Origin of the sequence: Paramagnetospirillum magnetotacticum MS-1, from assembly GCF_000829825.1 — a bacterium.
Classification (GTDB): Bacteria; Pseudomonadota; Alphaproteobacteria; order Rhodospirillales; family Magnetospirillaceae; genus Phaeospirillum; species Phaeospirillum magnetotacticum.
The window spans coordinates 1-18552 of the sequence record NZ_JXSL01000033.1; the positions used below are offsets into that span (position 1 = coordinate 1).

The 18552-nt window shown below is 62.8% G+C and carries 29 protein-coding genes; 12 read left to right on the top strand and 17 right to left on the bottom strand.

What is annotated here, in order from left to right:
- The 3 genes from CCC_RS19200 to CCC_RS19210 all read right to left on the bottom strand — a co-directional run.
- Positions 1-266, bottom strand: a 266-nt coding sequence (locus CCC_RS19200; RefSeq protein ID WP_041042716.1) for a DUF6362 family protein, incomplete at its 3' end; no start/stop codon positions are given.
- The gene (locus tag CCC_RS19205) at positions 259-450 is read right to left on the bottom strand and encodes a hypothetical protein (protein ID WP_009868270.1); all 192 of its coding nucleotides are present in this window, start codon (positions 448-450) and stop codon (positions 259-261) included. The genes CCC_RS19200 and CCC_RS19205, both read right to left, overlap by 8 nt.
- On the bottom strand, positions 447-914 hold the full coding sequence (locus tag CCC_RS19210) for a crossover junction endodeoxyribonuclease RuvC (RefSeq protein WP_009868269.1): 468 nt from the start codon (positions 912-914) through the stop codon (positions 447-449). The genes CCC_RS19205 and CCC_RS19210 overlap by 4 nt, the downstream gene beginning before the upstream one ends.
- A gap of 513 nt (positions 915-1427) precedes the next feature.
- Here CCC_RS19210 and CCC_RS19215 point away from each other — a divergent pair.
- The gene (locus CCC_RS19215; protein WP_008617330.1) at positions 1428-1706 is read left to right on the top strand and encodes a YozE family protein; all 279 of its coding nucleotides are present in this window, start codon (positions 1428-1430) and stop codon (positions 1704-1706) included.
- 3 nt (positions 1707-1709) lie between these two features.
- On the opposite strand, the gene CCC_RS21370 is transcribed toward CCC_RS19215, so the two are convergent.
- The 12 genes from CCC_RS21370 to CCC_RS19275 form a co-directional block, all read right to left on the bottom strand.
- The gene (locus CCC_RS21370) at positions 1710-4736 is read right to left on the bottom strand and encodes a DUF927 domain-containing protein (RefSeq protein ID WP_009868267.1); all 3027 of its coding nucleotides are present in this window, start codon (positions 4734-4736) and stop codon (positions 1710-1712) included.
- Positions 4733-6040, bottom strand: a complete 1308-nt coding sequence (locus CCC_RS19225) for an ATP-dependent DNA helicase (protein WP_236686424.1) — start codon at positions 6038-6040, stop codon at positions 4733-4735. Before CCC_RS19225 ends, CCC_RS21370 begins: the two co-directional genes overlap by 4 nt.
- Before the next feature lie 2 nt (positions 6041-6042).
- Positions 6043-6639 carry a hypothetical protein gene (locus tag CCC_RS21375; protein WP_009868265.1) on the bottom strand — a complete coding sequence of 199 codons (597 nt, stop codon included), beginning with the start codon at positions 6637-6639 and terminating at the stop codon, positions 6043-6045.
- Positions 6636-7433, bottom strand: a complete 798-nt coding sequence (locus CCC_RS19235) for a hypothetical protein (protein ID WP_009868264.1) — start codon at positions 7431-7433, stop codon at positions 6636-6638. The genes CCC_RS21375 and CCC_RS19235 overlap by 4 nt, the downstream gene beginning before the upstream one ends.
- Before the next feature lie 10 nt (positions 7434-7443).
- A complete protein-coding gene (locus CCC_RS22865; protein WP_009868263.1) occupies positions 7444-7671 on the bottom strand; it encodes a DUF6511 domain-containing protein in 228 nt (75 codons plus the stop codon).
- Positions 7672-7811: 140 nt separating this feature from the next.
- Positions 7812-8039, bottom strand: a complete 228-nt coding sequence (locus tag CCC_RS19245; protein WP_009868262.1) for a hypothetical protein — start codon at positions 8037-8039, stop codon at positions 7812-7814.
- Positions 8040-8056: 17 nt separating this feature from the next.
- The gene (locus CCC_RS19250) at positions 8057-8785 is read right to left on the bottom strand and encodes a hypothetical protein (protein WP_041042718.1); all 729 of its coding nucleotides are present in this window, start codon (positions 8783-8785) and stop codon (positions 8057-8059) included.
- 18 nt (positions 8786-8803) lie between these two features.
- Positions 8804-9640: an ATP-binding protein gene (locus CCC_RS19255; RefSeq protein ID WP_009868653.1), complete on the bottom strand. Its 837-nt coding sequence runs from the start codon at positions 9638-9640 to the stop codon at positions 8804-8806.
- Between the two features lie 98 nt (positions 9641-9738).
- A complete protein-coding gene (locus CCC_RS19260) occupies positions 9739-10218 on the bottom strand; it encodes a hypothetical protein (RefSeq protein ID WP_009868652.1) in 480 nt (159 codons plus the stop codon).
- Positions 10219-10220: 2 nt separating this feature from the next.
- The gene (locus CCC_RS19265) at positions 10221-10511 is read right to left on the bottom strand and encodes a hypothetical protein (protein WP_052473366.1); all 291 of its coding nucleotides are present in this window, start codon (positions 10509-10511) and stop codon (positions 10221-10223) included.
- On the bottom strand, positions 10508-10723 hold the full coding sequence (locus tag CCC_RS19270) for a helix-turn-helix transcriptional regulator (RefSeq protein WP_024078965.1): 216 nt from the start codon (positions 10721-10723) through the stop codon (positions 10508-10510). The genes CCC_RS19265 and CCC_RS19270 overlap by 4 nt, the downstream gene beginning before the upstream one ends.
- Complete coding sequence (locus CCC_RS19275; RefSeq protein WP_052473386.1) at positions 10713-10943, bottom strand: hypothetical protein; 231 nt, start codon at positions 10941-10943, stop codon at positions 10713-10715. The genes CCC_RS19270 and CCC_RS19275 overlap by 11 nt, the downstream gene beginning before the upstream one ends.
- Before the next feature lie 89 nt (positions 10944-11032).
- Between CCC_RS19275 and CCC_RS19280 the strand changes: the two genes are divergently transcribed.
- From CCC_RS19280 to CCC_RS19325, 10 genes are all read left to right on the top strand, one after another.
- A complete protein-coding gene (locus CCC_RS19280) occupies positions 11033-11725 on the top strand; it encodes a S24 family peptidase (RefSeq protein WP_009868650.1) in 693 nt (230 codons plus the stop codon).
- A gap of 40 nt (positions 11726-11765) precedes the next feature.
- On the top strand, positions 11766-12074 hold the full coding sequence (locus CCC_RS19285; RefSeq protein WP_041042725.1) for a DUF3572 domain-containing protein: 309 nt from the start codon (positions 11766-11768) through the stop codon (positions 12072-12074).
- 52 nt (positions 12075-12126) lie between these two features.
- The gene (locus CCC_RS19290; protein WP_041042727.1) at positions 12127-12657 is read left to right on the top strand and encodes a phospholipase D family nuclease; all 531 of its coding nucleotides are present in this window, start codon (positions 12127-12129) and stop codon (positions 12655-12657) included.
- Positions 12658-12659: 2 nt separating this feature from the next.
- Complete coding sequence (locus CCC_RS19295) at positions 12660-12881, top strand: hypothetical protein (RefSeq protein WP_082036694.1); 222 nt, start codon at positions 12660-12662, stop codon at positions 12879-12881.
- Between the two features lie 9 nt (positions 12882-12890).
- Positions 12891-13097, top strand: coding sequence for a DUF6961 family protein (locus tag CCC_RS19300; RefSeq protein WP_009868646.1), 207 nt, complete (start codon positions 12891-12893; stop codon positions 13095-13097).
- A 139-nt stretch (positions 13098-13236) separates the two neighbouring features.
- Positions 13237-13440 carry a hypothetical protein gene (locus tag CCC_RS19305; protein ID WP_041042729.1) on the top strand — a complete coding sequence of 68 codons (204 nt, stop codon included), beginning with the start codon at positions 13237-13239 and terminating at the stop codon, positions 13438-13440.
- Positions 13437-13886, top strand: coding sequence for a DUF2924 domain-containing protein (locus CCC_RS19310; RefSeq protein WP_009868645.1), 450 nt, complete (start codon positions 13437-13439; stop codon positions 13884-13886). The genes CCC_RS19305 and CCC_RS19310 overlap by 4 nt, the downstream gene beginning before the upstream one ends.
- Entirely contained in the window at positions 13883-15223 is a 1341-nt protein-coding gene (locus tag CCC_RS19315) for a recombinase family protein (RefSeq protein WP_009868644.1), read from the top strand. Before CCC_RS19310 ends, CCC_RS19315 begins: the two co-directional genes overlap by 4 nt.
- Positions 15220-15624, top strand: coding sequence for a hypothetical protein (locus tag CCC_RS19320; protein WP_009868643.1), 405 nt, complete (start codon positions 15220-15222; stop codon positions 15622-15624). The genes CCC_RS19315 and CCC_RS19320 overlap by 4 nt, the downstream gene beginning before the upstream one ends.
- Positions 15625-15718: 94 nt before the next feature.
- A complete protein-coding gene (locus tag CCC_RS19325) occupies positions 15719-15964 on the top strand; it encodes a hypothetical protein (RefSeq protein ID WP_008615258.1) in 246 nt (81 codons plus the stop codon).
- Positions 15965-16053: 89 nt separating this feature from the next.
- Here the strand turns inward: CCC_RS19325 and CCC_RS22505 are convergent, their stop codons facing one another.
- Together CCC_RS22505 and CCC_RS19330 are read right to left on the bottom strand one after the other, a co-directional pair.
- Complete coding sequence (locus CCC_RS22505; protein ID WP_160295548.1) at positions 16054-16209, bottom strand: hypothetical protein; 156 nt, start codon at positions 16207-16209, stop codon at positions 16054-16056.
- Positions 16210-16360: 151 nt separating this feature from the next.
- Positions 16361-16651, bottom strand: coding sequence for an Uncharacterized protein, involved in the regulation of septum location (locus CCC_RS19330; RefSeq protein WP_009868642.1), 291 nt, complete (start codon positions 16649-16651; stop codon positions 16361-16363).
- Positions 16652-17369: 718 nt separating this feature from the next.
- Between CCC_RS19330 and CCC_RS19335 the strand changes: the two genes are divergently transcribed.
- A complete protein-coding gene (locus CCC_RS19335; RefSeq protein ID WP_041042731.1) occupies positions 17370-18518 on the top strand; it encodes an ADP-ribosylglycohydrolase family protein in 1149 nt (382 codons plus the stop codon).
- The last annotated feature ends 34 nt before the right edge of the window (positions 18519-18552 follow it).

An 18552-nucleotide genomic window follows, 5' to 3' on the forward strand; every position in this document is an offset into this window, starting at 1 on the left:
TTGGTGGCCCGCAGCCAGATGATCTTGGCGTCGGTGGGATCGAGGTGGCGCAACCAGGGCAAGGATTCGTCCATGCGGGTGATGGCGGCGGCGGAGGGTGGCGGACGGCGTAGCTTCACCTCGGTGGATTCCAAGCATTCCTGCACATACGGCGGCCAAATGCTGGCATGCCCCTGAACTCTGGTTTCAGGCAGGCGGCGCAGGGTGTCGGCGGCTTCGGCAAGGCGGTCTTCAACCAGGGAAGGCGTCCAATGGATCTCAGCCATAGGACACCTCCGGGCGCGGACCATACAGCTTGGCGCCCAACTGGCGGATCAGTTCCCGCTCGGGCCAGGACAGGCGCTGGTCGTCTTCAGCAATGACCAGGACGCCACGTTCCTGCCAGCCATCCCGTTTGACCTGCTCAGGATCACGGCGGGTGCCACCGAAGCCGGGAGGATGCCAGTTCATCGCACACCTCCTTCGGTGTCGATGGCCCAGGACAGGATGGCCAGGGCGTCGGCCTCGTTGTCGTCCTCGGGATTAAAGCCGCGAGACCGCATGGCGGCGATCACCGCATCCTTACCGGCATTGCCCTTGCCGGTGGCGTGGCGCTTGATGGTGCCGACCGGAACGCCCTGATAGGGGATGTGCTTGAGTTCGCACCAAGCGGTGAGATGGGCGAGGAATCCGCCATAGATGTGTGCGGCGTCGGTGCCGGCGTGGCGGCGTACTTCTTCGACGTAGACCGTGCCGATGCCCTTGGCACCGGCTTCGAGGTGGTCCAGCCAGGATCGGAAGCGCAGGAAGCGTATTCCTCCGCCCTCGAATCGGCCGGGGCGGAACTCCATGGTGCCGGAGACGATGACACCGTCGGCAAGGCGCATGGCCCACCCGGCGGTCGATCCCAAATCAAGGGCAAGAATGGTGGTCATGGTGAAGGCTCACATGATCGGTGGGCCTTCGGCTTTGGTCAGGGCGGAGTCTACGAGGGGCGATTCTCAGGCGCAATCGGAATCGTTCTCGGGTTATGGATGCCAGGTGATTGCGCTTATTGCGAGTGGGCCACCCAGTGGGCCACCAATTTTCCAAGGTGGCCCACAGTTTTGTTATTTAAAAACAATAGATTGAAAGAGAGTGGGCCACTGTGGGCCACCTTTTCTCCAAAAACATAAGCTCGCCACGCGACTTCGAAAATTTTTTCTGAGCCATCGTGCCGCTGAATTTTTTTATCCCGATCCCTCTACATCGTGCTGAACAGGTGGCCCAAGTGGCCCACAGTGGCCCACAACCAGATCATTGCATTGATTTTCCTGGAGAAATTAGTGGGCCACCGGGTGCTTTTCAGGTGGCCCACTGATCGACAAAAGTGGCCACTGGTGGCCCAACGGCGGTGCCTGTGGCCCAGGTCGCACACAGCCAATTAGAACTTTCGGGGAACACGGAGATTGATCGCGGTATCGGACACGATTATCGTGGGCCACCTGATCATGTACAGGTGGCCCATGACGTTCCGGGAATACATCGCGCAAAGACGCTGCGGGGATAATCCCCAGGGCGATTTCGTCGGAGATGCTCGGCGCGACCGAAATTTCCCCGACGTGCAGTCGTGGCCGGGCCTGAAGCTCTATCTGGTGAGGAGGGGTGCCTGCGAGGAGGCCATCGCTGCGGCGCAGATCGTCTGGCAGGGATATCGTGCCGCCCTGCGGCGGCAGGCAGGGGCCTGAGCCTTATAGGTCGTCGTCTTCGCCGACCCAACGAGGGCTGCGACCGAGTTCGGAACGTTTCAGCGCATAGGCGTCGAGGCGACCGATGCCCGGCACGAAGCGGACGATGGCCCGCTTATCGTTGTGGCGGCGCGACAGCATGTCGCGGTCGGCCAGGATTTTACTGATCTGCACCGCTTTGAGAGTCTCGCCCGCTGCCTCACGCAGACGGTGAGCGGGGATGTAAATGGCGTCGCGGTCATACCATGCCACGGCTTCGCGGTTATTGGCCTTGCGGTCGAAGCTGAGTTCGCCCGCATCGACCGCCTTGATGGTGACGTCCCAGCGTTCGGCGATCCAGGCCCGCAGCATTGAGACGACCTGTTCCCCAGGCTCCAGCGCCTCGGCATCCGAGGATTTCTGGAAGCGGCTCCATGCCCAGCGCACAGGGGTTTCGATGTCGATGAAGGTCGGCAGCAACCCGAATTCCTGGGCCAGTTGACCCGCGACCAGTGGCAGGGCCAGACAGGTGGCGGCACGGATGCGGGCGGAATCGGTGGTATCGCCCGCCAACTTGCGGGCCTCGGCCAGAATGCGGTCCCGCAGCGTGTCGGGGGACTGGTGCAGACCGGTGGCGATGAGCCGCTCGACGAAAGCCGGTCCCGCGTGGCCATGGTTTTCGTCGATCCCGGCAATTGCTCGCAGCGTGGTGGCTGGAACGGCGCGATCCACGTCAGTGACGTCCACGTCGACAATGCGCACCGCCATGCCGGCGATCCAGGCGCCGCCATCGGCCCGCACCTTTTCCTCCAGGGAGCATTCGCTGGACAGCAGGGCATAGGTCGACCAGGCATAGCGTTGCTTGAGCATGGCGCCCGGCGTCATGCGCGCCTTACCCTGGCCGCCAGCAATGGCATAGATCAGCTTGGCAATGGTGCGGCCATCGACATGGGCCAGTTCGTCCAGAGCGAGGACGGTGCCGCTGGCTCCTTGCGCGATGACTTCCACGGCATTCTCGGTCGAGCGCATGGATTGCAGCAGCCCGGCACCGATTCCGGTGGAGGTCCAGGCGGAGACCGCCAACTTCTGCGCCGTCGTCTTGCCGCTGGACGACAGGCCGCTGAGATTGAGGCCGCAACTGTCCAGACCGGCCAGCGACTGCACCACGCCCGAAAACCCAGCCAGGACGCCGAGCAGGAAATGCGGACAGCCCTGGACTAAAGCAGCTGCCGCCACCGCCGCCTTCCAGCCGTCGAGGCTGCCGCGGACGGATTCGGTGCGGGCATTGGCTGCCAATTCCAATGCCGAGGCATCGCCGATGGCCTTTCCTGCCGGAGTGACAAACACCAGATGATCGTGGCCTTCCAGCCGATGCCAGCCAGGACGGCTGACCACCAGGGTCTCTGCCTGGGGATTGATGGCCTTCAGCAGCATGACGGCGACCTGATCGCCGTCGGCACAGGTGCGCAGACCGGCGGCATAAAGGGCGGAGCGGATTTCCTGCGCCCCTTGCTGGGCGATGGCCGAACGGGGAAAGTCCACCACCCGAGAAGTTCCATGCATATCGCGGATGACCATCCGCAAACCGTAGGCGTCGTCCTGGTCGAGATAGCGCAGCCGGGAGGGAATGCCGAACGGGCTGGCAACCGGCTGCCACACGGTTCGGCCATCCTTGCCGCTGCCCATGTTGCGATGGACCATGATCTCGCCGGAACGGGACGCGCGGCACAGACGCAGATCGACACCCTCGGTTCGGGGCAGTGGATAGAGGGTGGCCATCTGCCGTACTTCGTCGTCGAAGCTGACATCGTCGGCCTCGTGATCCGCCGCCGCAGCATCCAGCGTCTTCCGCAGGGCGGCCACCTGTCGCCGCGAGGTGGGGATACCGATGCCGGCCTGCTTTCTGATGGCGGCGAACAGCTTGTCCTGCTGGAAAATCTCCAGGTTGCCGCTGGCGATCTGGGCATAGAGGCGGCCCAGGGCGATGGCATCGCCGTCTTGCAGGCATTCCACCTGCGCCATCAGACTCTCGAAGGTGGGCGGGGCCTCCTCGACAGCGATCTGCACATTATAATGCGCAACCGCCGCGCCCTTGCGCAGATCGTCGTTGAAGTCGTCACCGTGCAGGGGCGAGATAATGGTGGACGGGATGTCGGCAGCGGTCAGGCGTTCGGCCAGGGTGGCGGCGGCCTGCTGACCGGCCTCACCGACATCGGCAAAGATGGTGACGCGGCGCAAGCCCTCGAGCCATTGCCAGTTTCGCATACCGCCCGCCGATAGCGCCGCCCAGGTGGGGATGCCGAAGATGGCCCAGGCCGACAGGGCGGTTTCGATGCCCTCGGCGATTCCGAGATGGCCATCGGCGGGCATGGGGGCGAGGCGCACGCTGCCGCCGTCGACCGCCCCCAGCATCTTCTTGCCCGGTGGCGCTTTGCCGCTGCCATCGTCGAGCAGGAAGGTGCGGTGGATACCGCCGATGGGGTTGCCGGCACCGTCACGGACAATCCCCACCAGCCCTGGCCAGCCTCGCCGTCCATCGAAGTCGGGAAGGTCGTCGTGGTACAGCAGATCGGGCGACCGCGGATCGCCGACACCACGGTGGCGGAGATAGATCTCGCCGATGGTGCCGACCAGCGGCCGGACACCGCCGAGGATGCGGGCGATTTCCAGGTCATGCGTCGGCTTGGGCGTCATGGCTCGTTGCGGGGCGGGCAGATCCATGCGGGCCAGCCGGGCGGCTTCCTCGAACAGGTCGCGGTCGGCGAGACCGGTGGCGTGGTGGATCAGATCGATGGGGCCGGCGCTCTCGCCGGTGGCATGGTCGAAGCCCCAACCGGCGTGGTGGCCGCCAAGATGGATAATGCACGAGCCGTCCTTGCGCGGCGAACGCCCCGACAAATCGGCACAGCGCAGCGTCCGGCGATCCGGGGACAGCCGACCTTGAGGAAACAGCCCCGGCAGCCAGTCCGGTGCCGTGGCGGCCAGGCGACCACGAATTTCGGGCAGGTCAAAACGGGCAGGCGGTTGCCAGACGTCATTGAGGTCGATCATGCGAGTATCACCAGCCCCCTTTCTGCACGAGTAATGGCGGTGTATAGCCAGCGGCGGCGGTCCTGCTCGGTGCGGCCCAGGCCATCGTCCCAGACGATGACGTTCTCCCATTGGGAGCCCTGCGCCTTGTGGCAGGTGATCGCCCAGCCGAAAGTGGCCTCGGTCAGCTTCTTCTTGTCCCGCCAGTCTCGGTCATGGCGGTGGGGATCAAGGGCGACATGATCCTCGAAGTGCCCCTTGTAGAGCATCAGTCGCCCCGGCTTGCCGTCCTTGGCGGGCGGGCCAATGGGAGTGCCGACCTCGTCGGTAACGGTGGCGGAAAAATAAACGCTGCCCTCGTCGACAATGTCAGCCAGAGTCAGGAACATGCCGTTGATAAGGCCCAGATCATTCTGATTTTTGAGGCAGATCACCTTCTCGTCGGCGCCAGTGGGCAGATACGATCCGCCGAATCCGGCAGCGCGACGGAGCGCGTTGTTCAACTGGAACCGGGTGGTGTTGCGGCCGCAGATCACCTGACCACCGCGCAGGGCTTGCTGCGGGGTGACGTCGGCCATCCGCATCTTCCAGGCATGGTCGTCATATTGGCCGAAGCCGATGGGCTGGCCTTCACGGGCCATGGTGGCGAGGCGGATAATGGCGCTCTCGGCGGCCTGGCGGTGGATCTCGGTCAGCATGATGTCGGGGGCCGCCTGGGTAAACGCACCCTCGCCCTTGATCGGCGGCAACTGGCCGGGGTCGCCCAGCACCAGGATGGGGCGCTCGAAGCTCATCAGATCGCGGGCCATCTCGTCTCCGACCATGGACACCTCGTCCAAAACGATCAGCTTGGCGCTGGCGGCGGGGCTGTCGGGATTAAGGGCGAAGCGCGGTTTCTTCATGTCGCGCAGTGTCTGGCGCATGGCCTCGATGGCGGCCTCGGCGGCGGTGCGGTCGAAACCGATCAACCCACGGGCATTCAATTCCGCCTGAGTGATGCGCTTTCCTGCTTCCTCGATCTCCTCGTCGGTGGCCTCGATGACGCTGTAGATCAGGCTGTGGATGGTCCGCGCCGGAGTTCCCTTGCGCCGCAGCACCAGAGCGGCCTTGCCGGTAAAGGTGGCGGTGACCACACCGGGACGATCCTCGGCATGGGGGCTGAGGCCCAGATCGTCGAGGGCGAATTTCAGCACGGTTGATTTTCCCGTTCCGGCAAAGCCAAACAGTCGGAACACCTGCTGCTCGTCCGTGCGACTATGGAACCAGTCACGGATGGCGGCGATGGCCTGGGCCTGAATGTCCGACGGAGTGATGTCGTCCATCATCGTCACCGGGCCAGATAGCGTTTTTCGACATCGGCCAGTCGGTTGGCCAGCGTGCTGGCCTGGGAGACCAGGGAGGCGATGTCGGTGCGCAGTTGCTCGATTTCGGGATCGGTGCGGATGGGTCCATAGGCTGCTTCGCGGATCTGCTCGATCATCTTGCGAGGCAGCTTCAATTCTTCGGCAACTCGCTGGTCGCTGAAGCTATCCAGGTACATGCCCTTGGCATCGTCGAACACCCCATCCAGCTTGTGGCGGATGCGCATGCGCTCGTCGGGGGTGGCGGGGCGGAGGGCGGGCGTCGTCATCGGCATTTCCTTCCTGATGGTGGGTTTGATGGGGTTCGGCGCAGCCGGTTTGATCGGCGGGCTCGGACGGGCCTTGCAGTCGGGGCAGATGGTGCGGCGCGGACGGTTCTTGTCACACTCCCATCCCTTGGCCCGCGCCATGCGCTCGACACCATCGGCGTGATGGGCACTGTTCAAGGTGATATCCAGCGTGTCACCGCATTGGGCGCACCACAGGCGGGCAATGGTGCGTGGGCCGGTGATGTCGCGAACCTGAAGAACGTCGTAGCTGAGGCCGCGGCGTTTACCGGTCATCGGCACCTCCCCCAGCAGCGGTCCTGCCAGGAACAGGCTCCGTGCCAGCCGCCTGCCGTCTTGCCGCCACGACAGATCACCGAGGTCCGTTCGGCACTCGCGCGGGGCAGCAGTTCCTGGGCATCGCTGGCTCGCACCACCTGGACGGCACGGTCGCTCATGGTCTGGGCCAGGGCGGCGTCGAACGGCACCAACTCGCAGTGGATTTCCCAGGTATCTCGGTTGAGCGCGGTAAACAGCGTTGGGGCCGGCAGATCCATATAGGCCTGATAGAGGGCAAGCTGGGCGGCGTAGACCGGCTTGGACAACACCACCCCGCGCTTGACCACGTCCTTCCACGACGACACGCCCAGCGCCTTGTTCTCCCACAGGGCGGGATAGGCCATGGCCACCGGCCCGCCGACTAGGCAGCCGTCGATATGGCCCTTGAACCGTCCATTCAACGCCGAGAACCCGAACTGCCGCCCATCGCGACGTTCCGTGCGCAGATCGAACCCGGCGGCCCGCAGCCAGGCTGCCACCACGTCCTCGCCCCGATGACCGGCCTCGAAAATACGGAGCGTCTTTGGCTCGAAATCCCGGCCTTCATCCTTGGGCACGGCGAGATAGTCGTACTGGATCTGGCGCAGGCATTCGCGGCCGATGCCCGACGTGCTGACGTACTGACGAGCAACCTGAGAGCGGTTGCGGACCACCAAGGCGGCATCGATGGCGGCGTTGACCGCCACGGTAATGCCGGGATCGCGGTCGGGCTTTTGGTACTGGCAGCCGGATCCATGATTCAGGTCGAGCATGATCTGCCCCCTAAAATGGGATTTCGTCGTCGAACGGGGTGCCTGAGCGTTCCTTCACACCAGCCTGTCGCTGCATGGACTCGACGTAGCCGGTGACAGCGGCTTCGATCAGGCGGTCGATATCCTCTGCGGTGCGGTGGTAGAACGGCTCCATCAGGGCCAGCGCGGTCAGCGCCTCGGCGAAGAGGGGCCGGGCATCCTTGATGGCCTTGGTTTCTCGGGCGGTCTTGTCGATCATGCCGTTCTGTCTCCCTGCGATCTCGGCACCGGCCTTTTGGCAGGAGGCCGAGCAGAAGCGGTGAAATGGGTAAAGGTCGTGGCGCAGGCGATGGACATAGCCAAAGCCCTTGGCCTCGCGACCGCAGATGGCGCATAGACTCAGCCCAGCAAGAGCCGGGTCAGCTCCGGGTGCTGATCGGGCTCCGCCTTGATCCGTTGCGAGGCCAGCACGATGAAGCTGCCGATGGCGTTGGTGGCCATGGCCTCCAACTCCCACATGGCCAGCGCCCTTATGGGCTGGTGCAGTTTTCCTCGGGCTTCGAGCCATTCGCCGATCGCCTTTGCCGCCTGGCGCGTGACATGCGCCTGCCATTCGTCATCCGTCATGGCAGGCGCCGCCTTCGTCAGGTGTTGAGCCAAGCAGGGCCGGTGGCCGATGCCGCCGGGGGAGTGGGCTGCGCCGTCCCCTGCTGAGTCCACGGCGCACCACCTTGCTGTTGTGGGCCTTGTGCTGGAGCCGTATCGGCCGCCCAGGCGGGGGCGTTCTGCGCCACCGTGCCCGAAGCCGACTTCTGCGGCTTGGCATCGACCGGATCGGGTTCGACCTCTTCGCCCCGCATCACCGCGTCGAATTGCGGTTCTCCCGGCAGCACCACATTGGCCAGCTTGTTCCTGGCGCGGAATTTGGGATCGGAGGGAGGCTCAACCATGATGCGGGCGACGAAGACGATGCCCTCCAACTGTTTCAGCCCCTGGATCACCCGTTTGGCCTTGGCCGCCTCGCTCATATCCTTGGGATTGAGGCCCAGCGCGCTGTCGACCATGGCGCGGAATGATGCCTTGGAGATGTTCCAGCCCTTGCTCTGGCCCTTGTCGTCCAGCTTGCCGCCCGAGACGGTGAAGTTCTGCCAGAATTTGCGGCGCACGAACCGCCCCTCGACCACGGTGAATTCGCAATCGAGCATTTTGGCGTCGCTGTCCGCCGAGGCCTTGAGCAGGCCGGCATCCATGGGGGCCGAGCCGTTGGTTCCGCCGGGGCGGATGGTCATGCGGATCTTGGCGAAGGTGCCATCGGGGATCACTTCTCCCTGGGGCATCATCTGGGGTTGGGCATCGTTAAAATCGTAGGACATGGGGAAATCTCCTCTCGGTCAGGCGGGGATACGGTTGATCTTGGACAGCAGGGCACCCAGATCGGGGGCCTCGGTCACCTCCAGGCGACCGGAGCGATCCTTGGCGGGCAGGCCATAGGGATTGCCGGAGCGGCAAACGAGGCGGCGCTCGGCGGCCTTCTCGTTCAGTTCCCAGTTGCCGTCGGCGTCGTGGGAGAACAGGTGCATTGAGATGACCTGATCGACGATGCCGGGCAGTTCGCGCCCCGCCTTCGATCCCTCCATCTGCGGCTGCCAGCTGATGGCGTTGAACTCATCGGTGACCTTCTCCAGCACGCCAACGAAGATCACCGTTTTGCCCGGCGCGTGCTGCAGGTGCTTCAGCGCCTGGATTACCTCGCGCCCCAGCAGGCCATAGGCGCCACGGATATCCGGCTTGCCGGTGCGGTCGGAAAAGGCTTCCGGCTGCTGCTTGGCGAAGGCCATGGCCTGGCGAGTGAGGTCGGTGATGGAATCGACGAAGATCACCGGCATGGAGGCGAGGAATTCCTCGACGCCCGATCCGGCATAGAGTGAACGCACATGCTGGTGATGCTGGGCGCTGTAATAGGCATTGGGATCGGCCGCCGGATCGGGGCCGCCGATCAGCACCACCAAGTCCCGGAAGTCGCCGAAGCTGCGCACCGGGATGCTGGCGCCGGACCAGTCCTGGACCGACTTCATGCCCGCCTCCAAGTCGAGGCAGACGGTGTGGGCGGGCGGCAGGGTCTTCAGCAGCGAGGTTTTGCCGACTCCAGGTGGGCCGAAGATGGCCACCGAGGTCTTGTTGCCGGCGGACGACAGGCGCTCGTCGGCGGTGATGATGCGAACGGCCATGGGATCATGTCTCCTTGATGTCGGGGGCGGCGGGGCGTTGACCGGGCGCCGAAGGGATGCCGGCCCGCCCTTGCGGAACGGGCCGCCCCGCCGCTGTCTCAGGGGGTGTTGGGCTTCAGTGTGAAGGTCAGCTTGCCGGTCTTAACCGTGCGGGCCGCTTCGAAGGCGGTGCGGATGTGGGCGGGCCAGGCGACGTATTTGCGCTCCGGCACCTTGAAGGCGGTCTCGATGTATTCGCTCGGATCATCGCCGCTGGCGCGGATGCGCTCGACGATGGCGGTCAGCAACGACTGGTCCCACTCCACCTTCTTGGGCAGATCGGCTACCACGGTGATGTCGCCGTCGTCGAACCGCACAGTGCCGGTATCCTTGCCCTCGCGGCTGCGCAACTCGGTGGCGAGGTTGGCGTAGCGGCGGGTCAGCGCGCCGTCGAGCCAGTCCTTCTGCATCTTGGCGAGACGCACGGTCTGCTCGGCTTCTTCCTGCAGCAGGGCCAGCATTTCCACAGGCAGGCTGGCGGCCTCACCCAGCGGCAGGCGCATCATGTCGGCGAGGCTGGGACGATTGGGGATGGTCATAATCAGTTCCTCCGGGGCTTGTCGCCGCTCGCCTTGATGGCGATGTAGGCGATGCGGTCTTCGGCGATGCGGCGCTGCACCAACAACAGGCAACCGTCTTTGGCCAGCGCCATGGCATGGTCGGCAATACGGTCGAGTTCGGAACGGGTGGATCCGGGTAAAGCCGATGGATCTCGTGCCCGATCAACGCCCAGCAGACCCTCGTAATACGAGATGCTGTCACCGGGCTGGGCTTGATCGATCCAGGCGAGAAAGCTGTGTTCGCTCAATACCGGCAGAGTAAGGGGCATCATGATGCGACCCGCGTTTCACCGGTCCGCTCGCGCATATGATCGGCCTCGTAGGCGACCACATCGTCCAAGCGATAGACCACCTTGCCTTCCAGCTTCAGAAAGCGGGGGCCTTTGCCGCGCCAGCGCCACTTCTCCAGCGTCCGGGGGCTCAAGCCCCACCGGCGGGAAAGCTGGACCTGATTGATGTGTGAGATAGGACGATCAGTCGTCATTCTTCCTATTCCTTGCCGTTCGCGGGACGGTCGTTTCGATCGTCCGAATGAAGGTCATCACCTTGTCGGCGGTCGCCAATGTCGGTGAACGGCCGCGTCGCAAGCCGAGCACAAACGAAGGATCGCCAACGGCTTGACGCCCAAACTCGGTGGGCTTGAAGCCGCTATTGGCGAGGAAAGCCTCGACGGTGGCGCGGAACTGTTCGCTTAATGTGCTCATGATAGGAAATATAAAATCCGCATGCGCCTCTTGCGTCAAACGGAAAAGATTGTTAATTTCCTACATAGCCGAATCAATGGGATACCAGCATGGACCTCGACCCTGTCCGCCTCCGCCTTCTCCAGCTCGTGCAAGAGCAGAAGACCGATCTGAAAAATCTCTCGCTGGCAATCGGGCGCAATGCCGCCTATCTGCACCAGTTCGTGTTTCGGGGAACGCCGAAGATCCTGGCCGAAGACGTCCGCCAAGCGCTGGCGGACCATTTGGCCGTCGAAGAGGACGAACTACGTCACTCGCAGATCCCGACGCGCAAGCCACGATCACCGAACCAGCGGGACGATGTGGGTCTGGCTCTCCCGGATGGGTTCCTGCCGGTTTCCGAGATTGATGTTCGTGCTTCAGCAGGGTACGGCGCCGTGCATGACGGCTTGGAAGAAACCAAGGCGACCTGGTTATTTCCCGATGCGGTGGTCCGCTATGAATTTCGCGCTCAGCCAAGTGACCTTCGCATGATCACCATCACCGGCGATTCCATGGAGCCGCTCCTGTCCAGTGGGGATCGCATCCTCATCGACACCAGTCAGAAGGTGCCGGTGCCGCCAGGAATCTTTGTTATCTGGGACGGTATGGGGTTGGTGACCAAGCGGATCGAGCACATCCCCCACTCAGATCCGCCGACTGTGGTCATCCGGTCAATCAACCCGGAGTACCAGACCTACGAGCGCACCGCCGATGAGATCAACATCATCGGGCGCGTCATCTGGGCGGCGAAGCAGTTATAGGCCGGCCAAGTCGCCTTATCATCCGGCCGTCGGAGGACAAGTGGACCCGTTCAAACCTTACCAACCTCGCCCGAAGGTCGTGATCCCCAAGCTGACGGTGGATGATGCCGAGACCATCGCCATCAAGGCCATGGCCTTTATTGCGGCTGACGAAGACCTCATGCCCAGGTTCATCAATCTGACGGGATGCGGCAGCCTCGATGATGTGCGCGGTCGTTTGACTGAGAGGGCGTTTCTGGGCTCGGTCCTGGACTTCGTTCTGGGAAACGAGCAGACCACAATCGCATTCGCCCAAAGCCTGTCCATGGCGCCGGAAGTGCCGATGTTGGCTCGCGCGAAACTGCCTTGATCCGAGCACGGGTCGTCCCGTCCATCGTCATCACATCCATCATGGAGCCCCCATGCGCCCCTTTCTTCTGAGCCTTTTCCTGCTGGCGTCAACTCCCGCATGGAGTTCCGACATAGTCTCCTGCTTCACCCCCGGTGAGGATTGCACCGGCGTAATTGTCGATCAACTCGCCGCTGCCAAGCGGGAAGTCTTGGTTCAGGCGTACAGCTTCACCAATCCCGATATCGTCAAGGGGTTGGTTGCCGCCAAGAAGCGAGGTGTCGATGTCAGAGCCATCCTCGACAAGTCGAATTTCTGCCGGGCAGAAAAGGCGGGATGCGAAAACAAGGGACAGATTGCAGCCGACACATTGGTCATCGCCAAGGTGCCGGTGACCGTCGACCGCGAACATGCCATCGCGCACAACAAGATCATGGTGATTGACCGGGAACGCGTCATCACCGGCAGTTTCAACTTCAGCCGTGCCGCCCAGGAAAAGAACGCCGAGAATCTGTTGGTAATCACCGACGCCGCCCAGGCGCAGCGATATACACGGAATTGGCAATTTCATGCCGAGCATTCCGAACGGTATGCCGGACGATGAGCATGCTCCGTGGATTGAAGTGGCTGGGGACGGCGGCGGGCATCCTGGGGGCGCTTCTAGTTGCCGCCAATATCCCGTCAAGCGGGTGGGGATTCGTCTTGTTTCTGGTGTCATCGCTGTCATGGTCGGCTGCGGGCCTGCTGATGCGCGAGCCGTCGCTGGTGGCCTTGAACGTGACGTTCGTCGCCATCAATATCCTGGGGATCGTGAGATGGCTGCTGTGAGTTCCGTCCATGCCGGTTTCTGACCCCGATATCTGGCGGGCAGCAAAACTGCTGATCGACCGCCATGGTGACGAGGCGCCCGTGCATGCCGCCATGCGCTGCGATGACCTGATGGCGGCCGGTGATACGGAAGGCTGGGCGGTTTGGCGTCACATCTGCAATGCCATTGATGAACTGCTCCGCCCCGTTCCGAACGAGGGAGAGAGCCGACACTAATCTCTGAGGTCAACTCACCTCCTTTCGCCCCGGCACCTTTGTTTTCGCCACCCTGCGACGGAAGTGCTGCTGCGCTTGGAACCCATGCGTTTTTGCATCTACGGTGGTTGCCGAAAGGTTCTCAAACCAGGCATCCGCAATGTCCATCGCCCTCCATCCCGACCACATGACCGCCGCCGAACGCCTCGACGAAATCGCCGAGATTCTGGCGACCGGGGCCATGCGCCTGATGGCGCGGAAGTCCACTCGTTTATCTGCTGACGCCGGAGACTGTTCCGTCGACTTCACTGGTCACCAGAGCGTCCATGGGTCCGACCGCAATTGCAGGAGACCCCGTAAATGACGACCGCGATCCTCACCCAGGTGGCCGAATTGCCCACCCTGCCGACGCCCAAGTTGAAGGCCATGTGGCGGGAGCTGACCGGCACAGAGCCGCCGCCCTACAACCGCACCTTCCTGGTCAAGCGACTGGCCTACCGGATTCAGGAACTGGCCTTCGGCGGCCTGTCGGTCCAGGCCGAACGCCGCCTCGACGATCTGGTCGATGAGTTGGACGGCAAGAAGAAGCCCAAACCCAAGGACATGACAGCCCCCATCGTCGGCACCAAGCTGATCCGGGAATGGCAAGGCGTGCTGCAGGAGGTGACCGCACTGGCCGATGGCTTCGAATGGCAGGGCCGCCGCTACCAGAGCCTGTCGGCGGTGGCGCGCGCCATCACCGGCACCCGCTGGAATGGGCCGCTGTTCTTCGGGTTGCGCAAGCATGGCAAGCTGGAGGCCGTCCGATGATCACGCCCAAGCCCATGCGGAAGACCCGCTGCGCCATCTATACCCGCAAGTCCTCGGAAGAAGGCCTGGAGATGGAATTCAACAGCCTCGACGCCCAACGAGAATCCTGCGAGGCCTATATCACCAGCCAGAAGGCCGAGGGCTGGGTGCCGGTGCCGGACCACTACGATGATGGCGGCTTCTCAGGCGGCAACTTGGAACGTCCTGCTCTGAAGCGCCTGCTGGCCGACATCGAGTCCGGGCTGATCGATGTGGTGGTGGTCTACAAGATCGACCGCCTGTCGCGCTCGCTGATGGATTTTTCCAAACTGGTCGAGGTGTTCGACCGCAACGCCGTCACCTTCGTGTCGGTGACGCAGTCGTTCAACACGACGACCAGCATGGGGCGCCTCACGCTCAACATCCTGCTGTCCTTCGCCCAGTTCGAGCGGGAAGTGATCGGCGAGCGCATCCGCGACAAATTCGCCGCCTCCCGGCGCAAGGGCATGTGGATGGGCGGCGTCCCGCCCTTGGGCTACGATGTGGTCGCCCGCAAGCTGGTGGTCAACCAGCCCGAGGCCGATCTGGTCCGCCACATCTTCGACCGCTTCCTCAAGGTCGGCTCCGCCACCCTGCTGGTGAAGGAACTCAACGCCGCCGGTCACCATACCAAGTCCTGGACCACCCAAGACGGCAAGCACCGCGACGGCGCGCCCATCACCAAGAACTTCCTCTACAAGCTGCTCGACAACCGGGTCTATCTCGGCGAGGCCGTCCACAAGGGCGAAGCCCATGCCGGCGAGCATCCCGCCATCATCGACCGCGCCACCTGGGACAAGGTGATGGCGGTGAAGACCGATAATGCTCCCCGCAAGCGGGCCAACGCGGTGCGATCTTCGACCCCGGCTCCGCTGAAGGGGCTGATCCACTGCGCCCATTGTGGTCGGGCCATGACGCCCACCCACACCCGCAAGAAGGGGCGGCTCTACCGCTACTATACCTGCATGAAGGCGATCCATTCCGGCCATGAGTCCTGCCCGGTGCGCAGCATCGCCGCCGGTGAGATCGAGGCGGCCGTCATCGGACAGGTCCGGGCATTGCTACGCGCTCCCGAGATCCGGGCGCGGGCCGAACGGATGGCACCATCCATGGCCCCGGCCGACCTGCACGCCGCCCTCGATCGCTGCGAGGCACTCTGGGACGAGTTGTTCCCAGCCGAGCAGGCCCGTATCCTCCAGCTTCTGGTCGAGAAGGTCAGTATCGCCACCGACGGCGCCGAGGTACGCCTGCGCGCCGAGGGACTGGCCAGCGTCATCGCCGACATCACCGCTCAGACCGGCGACAGGAGCGCGGCATGACCGCCGACGTCAGCATCAACACCCTGACCATCCGCGTCCCGCTGACCCTGCGGCGATATGGCGGCCGCAAACTGGTGATCGTGCCCGAGGGCCAGGGCGTCCCTGTCCGCCCCCGTGCAACCCCTGACGACACGCTGCTGAAGGCGCTGGCCCGTGCCCATCGCTGGAAGCGCATGCTGGAATCCGGGCAGGTGGCATCCCTGAACGAGCTGTCCGAAGCCGAGAAGATCAGCCCATCCTACATGACCCGAATCTACCGCCTGACCTTGCTGGCCCCCGACATCGTCGAAACCATCCTCGACGGCCGCCAGCCGCGCACACTCCAGCTTGCCGACCTGATGGACGACATGCCGGTGGAATGGCACCGGCAGCGGGAAAGGTACGGGATGGCGACGCGGTGACCGGGCGCACGAATCCCGGCGGGACCTTGCATATTGACAAAAGAACGAAATAGAAACACCCTGCGGTAGTCGCCCTTGCCGCAGGAATACCGCCATGGCCCTCGAAACCTTGTTCATCTGCCAGCCGTACATCCTCGGCAAAAGGGGTGGACTGAAACCTCAGCCCCCCATTTCCTACAAGACCGAACCACAGGCCCTGCAACGCGCCAGCCGCATGATGGAGGGTGGCAGCGTTGCCGGCGTGGATGTCGTCCGTCAGACCGCCGATCCTGAAATGGGCGATTATGACGAGCCTGAGTTTCTGCAGCGTCTGGGGTCCGTGCCGAAGGCCGAAAACTGAATTGTGATTGGCCATCCTGCCTTTGCCGGCGGGGTGGTGGTCGTTGTATGCAATTGTTCACGGACGAGCGGGCGGATGCGGTGTAGACATCAGCCGTCGTCGAGAATAGCAGACCTTGGGAGGGGCAAATGCGGGCGCAAGACTTCGGGCTTGATCGGTGGATATGGGAGCCGTCGCTGGACGATCTCCTTGACGATCCAACCATGCATGCCTTTCTGCTGCGGGATCGCCTTTCCGTCGATCATGTGCGGACCCTCGTCAGGGAAGTCAGGCAGCGTCTCGCCCGCGCGGCGTAACGGCGATGATCTGCCGGTAGAATGGGACCGGCGGTGATGAGATTGGTAAGAGCACGGCGCTTGATTCTCCGCGCCCCACAACCGCACCTCATGGCCTCGTCTACCGCTGTTTCAACAGGCCGATTTCAATGGCGCCGGCGATCACGACATTGGCCATAGGCTCTCGCACTTCCTCCGGAAGGGTGATCGCCGTCTGCCATTCGCCATTGGGCGCACGGTAGCGCGGCAAGGCAATTTCCGTCTTGTCGCCATCGGCTCTCACCTGAACCCCGTGGATGACGAGGGCCACGCCATCTATGACGGTCTCCACATCAGCCAGGGCGAGAAGCTTGCCGGCATTCTTGATCGGGGTGATGCGCTGCACGGTAATGGTGGCGATGGTGGTATCCATGAGTGGAACAGTAGCAGAGCCGATCCAGGCACGGCACGGGAGATTGGCGCGCAAGTCCCCTTGGGCCCGTGCGACACTGCGGGGCGCCAAGACGGCTGTTGACCGCCGATTCCACTCCCAGACTCTTTCCGGCGCCAGCAAAAACTACGAAAAGGTCAACAGCTTTTGGCGCCGCAACTCTTTGAATTACTTGCAACTCTAAAACCCGTACCGTTTGGTGGCGGTCAACAGCTTCCAGAGAAACAGGGCGGGAGAGAAGAGAAATTTGGTTAAGAATGCGCAGCCACAAGACCAGAAGGTCAACAGCTACTGGCCATAAACGGCGCAGAGCCTTGGGCTTTCGCCCAAGGCTCTATGCGTCAGAGAATCTATTCTTTGGAAGTAGTGGCGGAGGGGAAAGGGCAGGAATCGAACCTTCTCCGTGACTGCGGACGATGAGGCGAAAATTTTGGGCCCGCCCCTTCTAATCAAGTTTTCCTCCCAACGAACAATAATCAGCGCTGAAACCTTATGCAGGCGCAACCACAGGCTCTGACGATCTCGACAGCCCTACACTTCGATTTGGCCTTCAAGCTGGCCAGTGGCCGTCTTCCCGACAGTGGCGGCGAGCAGGCCATGGCGGCGCTGGACAGTGCAAATGGAGCACTGTGACCGTATCTGACGTATTTGCCGTGTAAACACACCCATGTTCTACGGGCGTCAGACAGGGGCAGGTATAATGGGCGTTACGATAGAGTTCATAACCATCATCGTGCGCAAGGACGCTATCGCGCTCAAGTATCCCGGCGGCCTTCCGGCCTTTGAATATGATTTTTGTGGTGGTCCATACCGAGCCGACAGCCATCTTGCCGCCTTCGGGCATATGGGGGCGCAGGATGTTGAGGCGAGCCTATCCGTTCTTGAATCCCTTGGAATGGAACTGGTGTCTGATGGGTTGTGGAAAGACGTCGCCGTCGTAAACCAGTTTTTCGGGCCCAGCCGGCCGTGCCCATGGCTTGAATTCGAAGGTGATGCCGCGCATCTCGCTGGGGCTCCAAGGGAACCGATCCGACATTATACAGATGCCCGTCCACCAGAAGACCCCTCCTTAGCCGATCGTCGACGCGGTGTGTTGCTGGGATTGGCAGCGGGCGACAAGATCGGCGGTCCTCGGGCAATGGCTTTGGAATTGGCCTATTCGCTCAACGAGTTCGACGGGCTCTACAATACCGACCTGAAGAGGCGATATCTCTCATGGTGGCGGGCAGGAGGGGACGACACGGGGCGAGTATTTGACGCAGTAATGATGAAGGTGAATGCAGGGATGCCTTGGGACGACGCTGTCGCATCCGTGGATCAAGAATTGGGTGGCATGACCGGGGGGTGCAATCCTGCCCACCGTGCTGCCCCACTTGCGATGGCGGGCATTTCGACCGGGGTCTTGGTGAGTGAGGCTCACCGCGAAGCTTCCTTTACCCATAAATCTGAAATCGCAGGCTCCGTCTCCGCCTTCGTGGTGGTGCTATGTCGTTTGTTGCTCGTAGGTTCCACATGGCAGTCGGCACTTAAGGGCGCGGGGTTCTGGACCAAAGCGCCGGGTATGGCCGTACTCCCAAGATCGGCAGAAGCGCTTAAGCCTGACGGGTTTGCCCCCAACACCCTTCAGGCGGCTCTGTATTTTATTGATCAGAACTCCTCGTTCGGGGCAGCGATGGATGACGCGGTTGATTTTGCCGGAGGAGCAAATTACTGCCCGGTTCTGGTCGGCAGCATTGGCGGTGCGCGATGGGGAGCTTCAGCCATCCCGGCACGCCATCTCGAGCATGCAGGCGATCTTTCGCCGTTTTGGGCGGCCGCTAAGGGCGATTGGGGGCCAAAGACCGGCTGAAATTGTTGTCCATTGGGGCTCCGTGGACATAGTC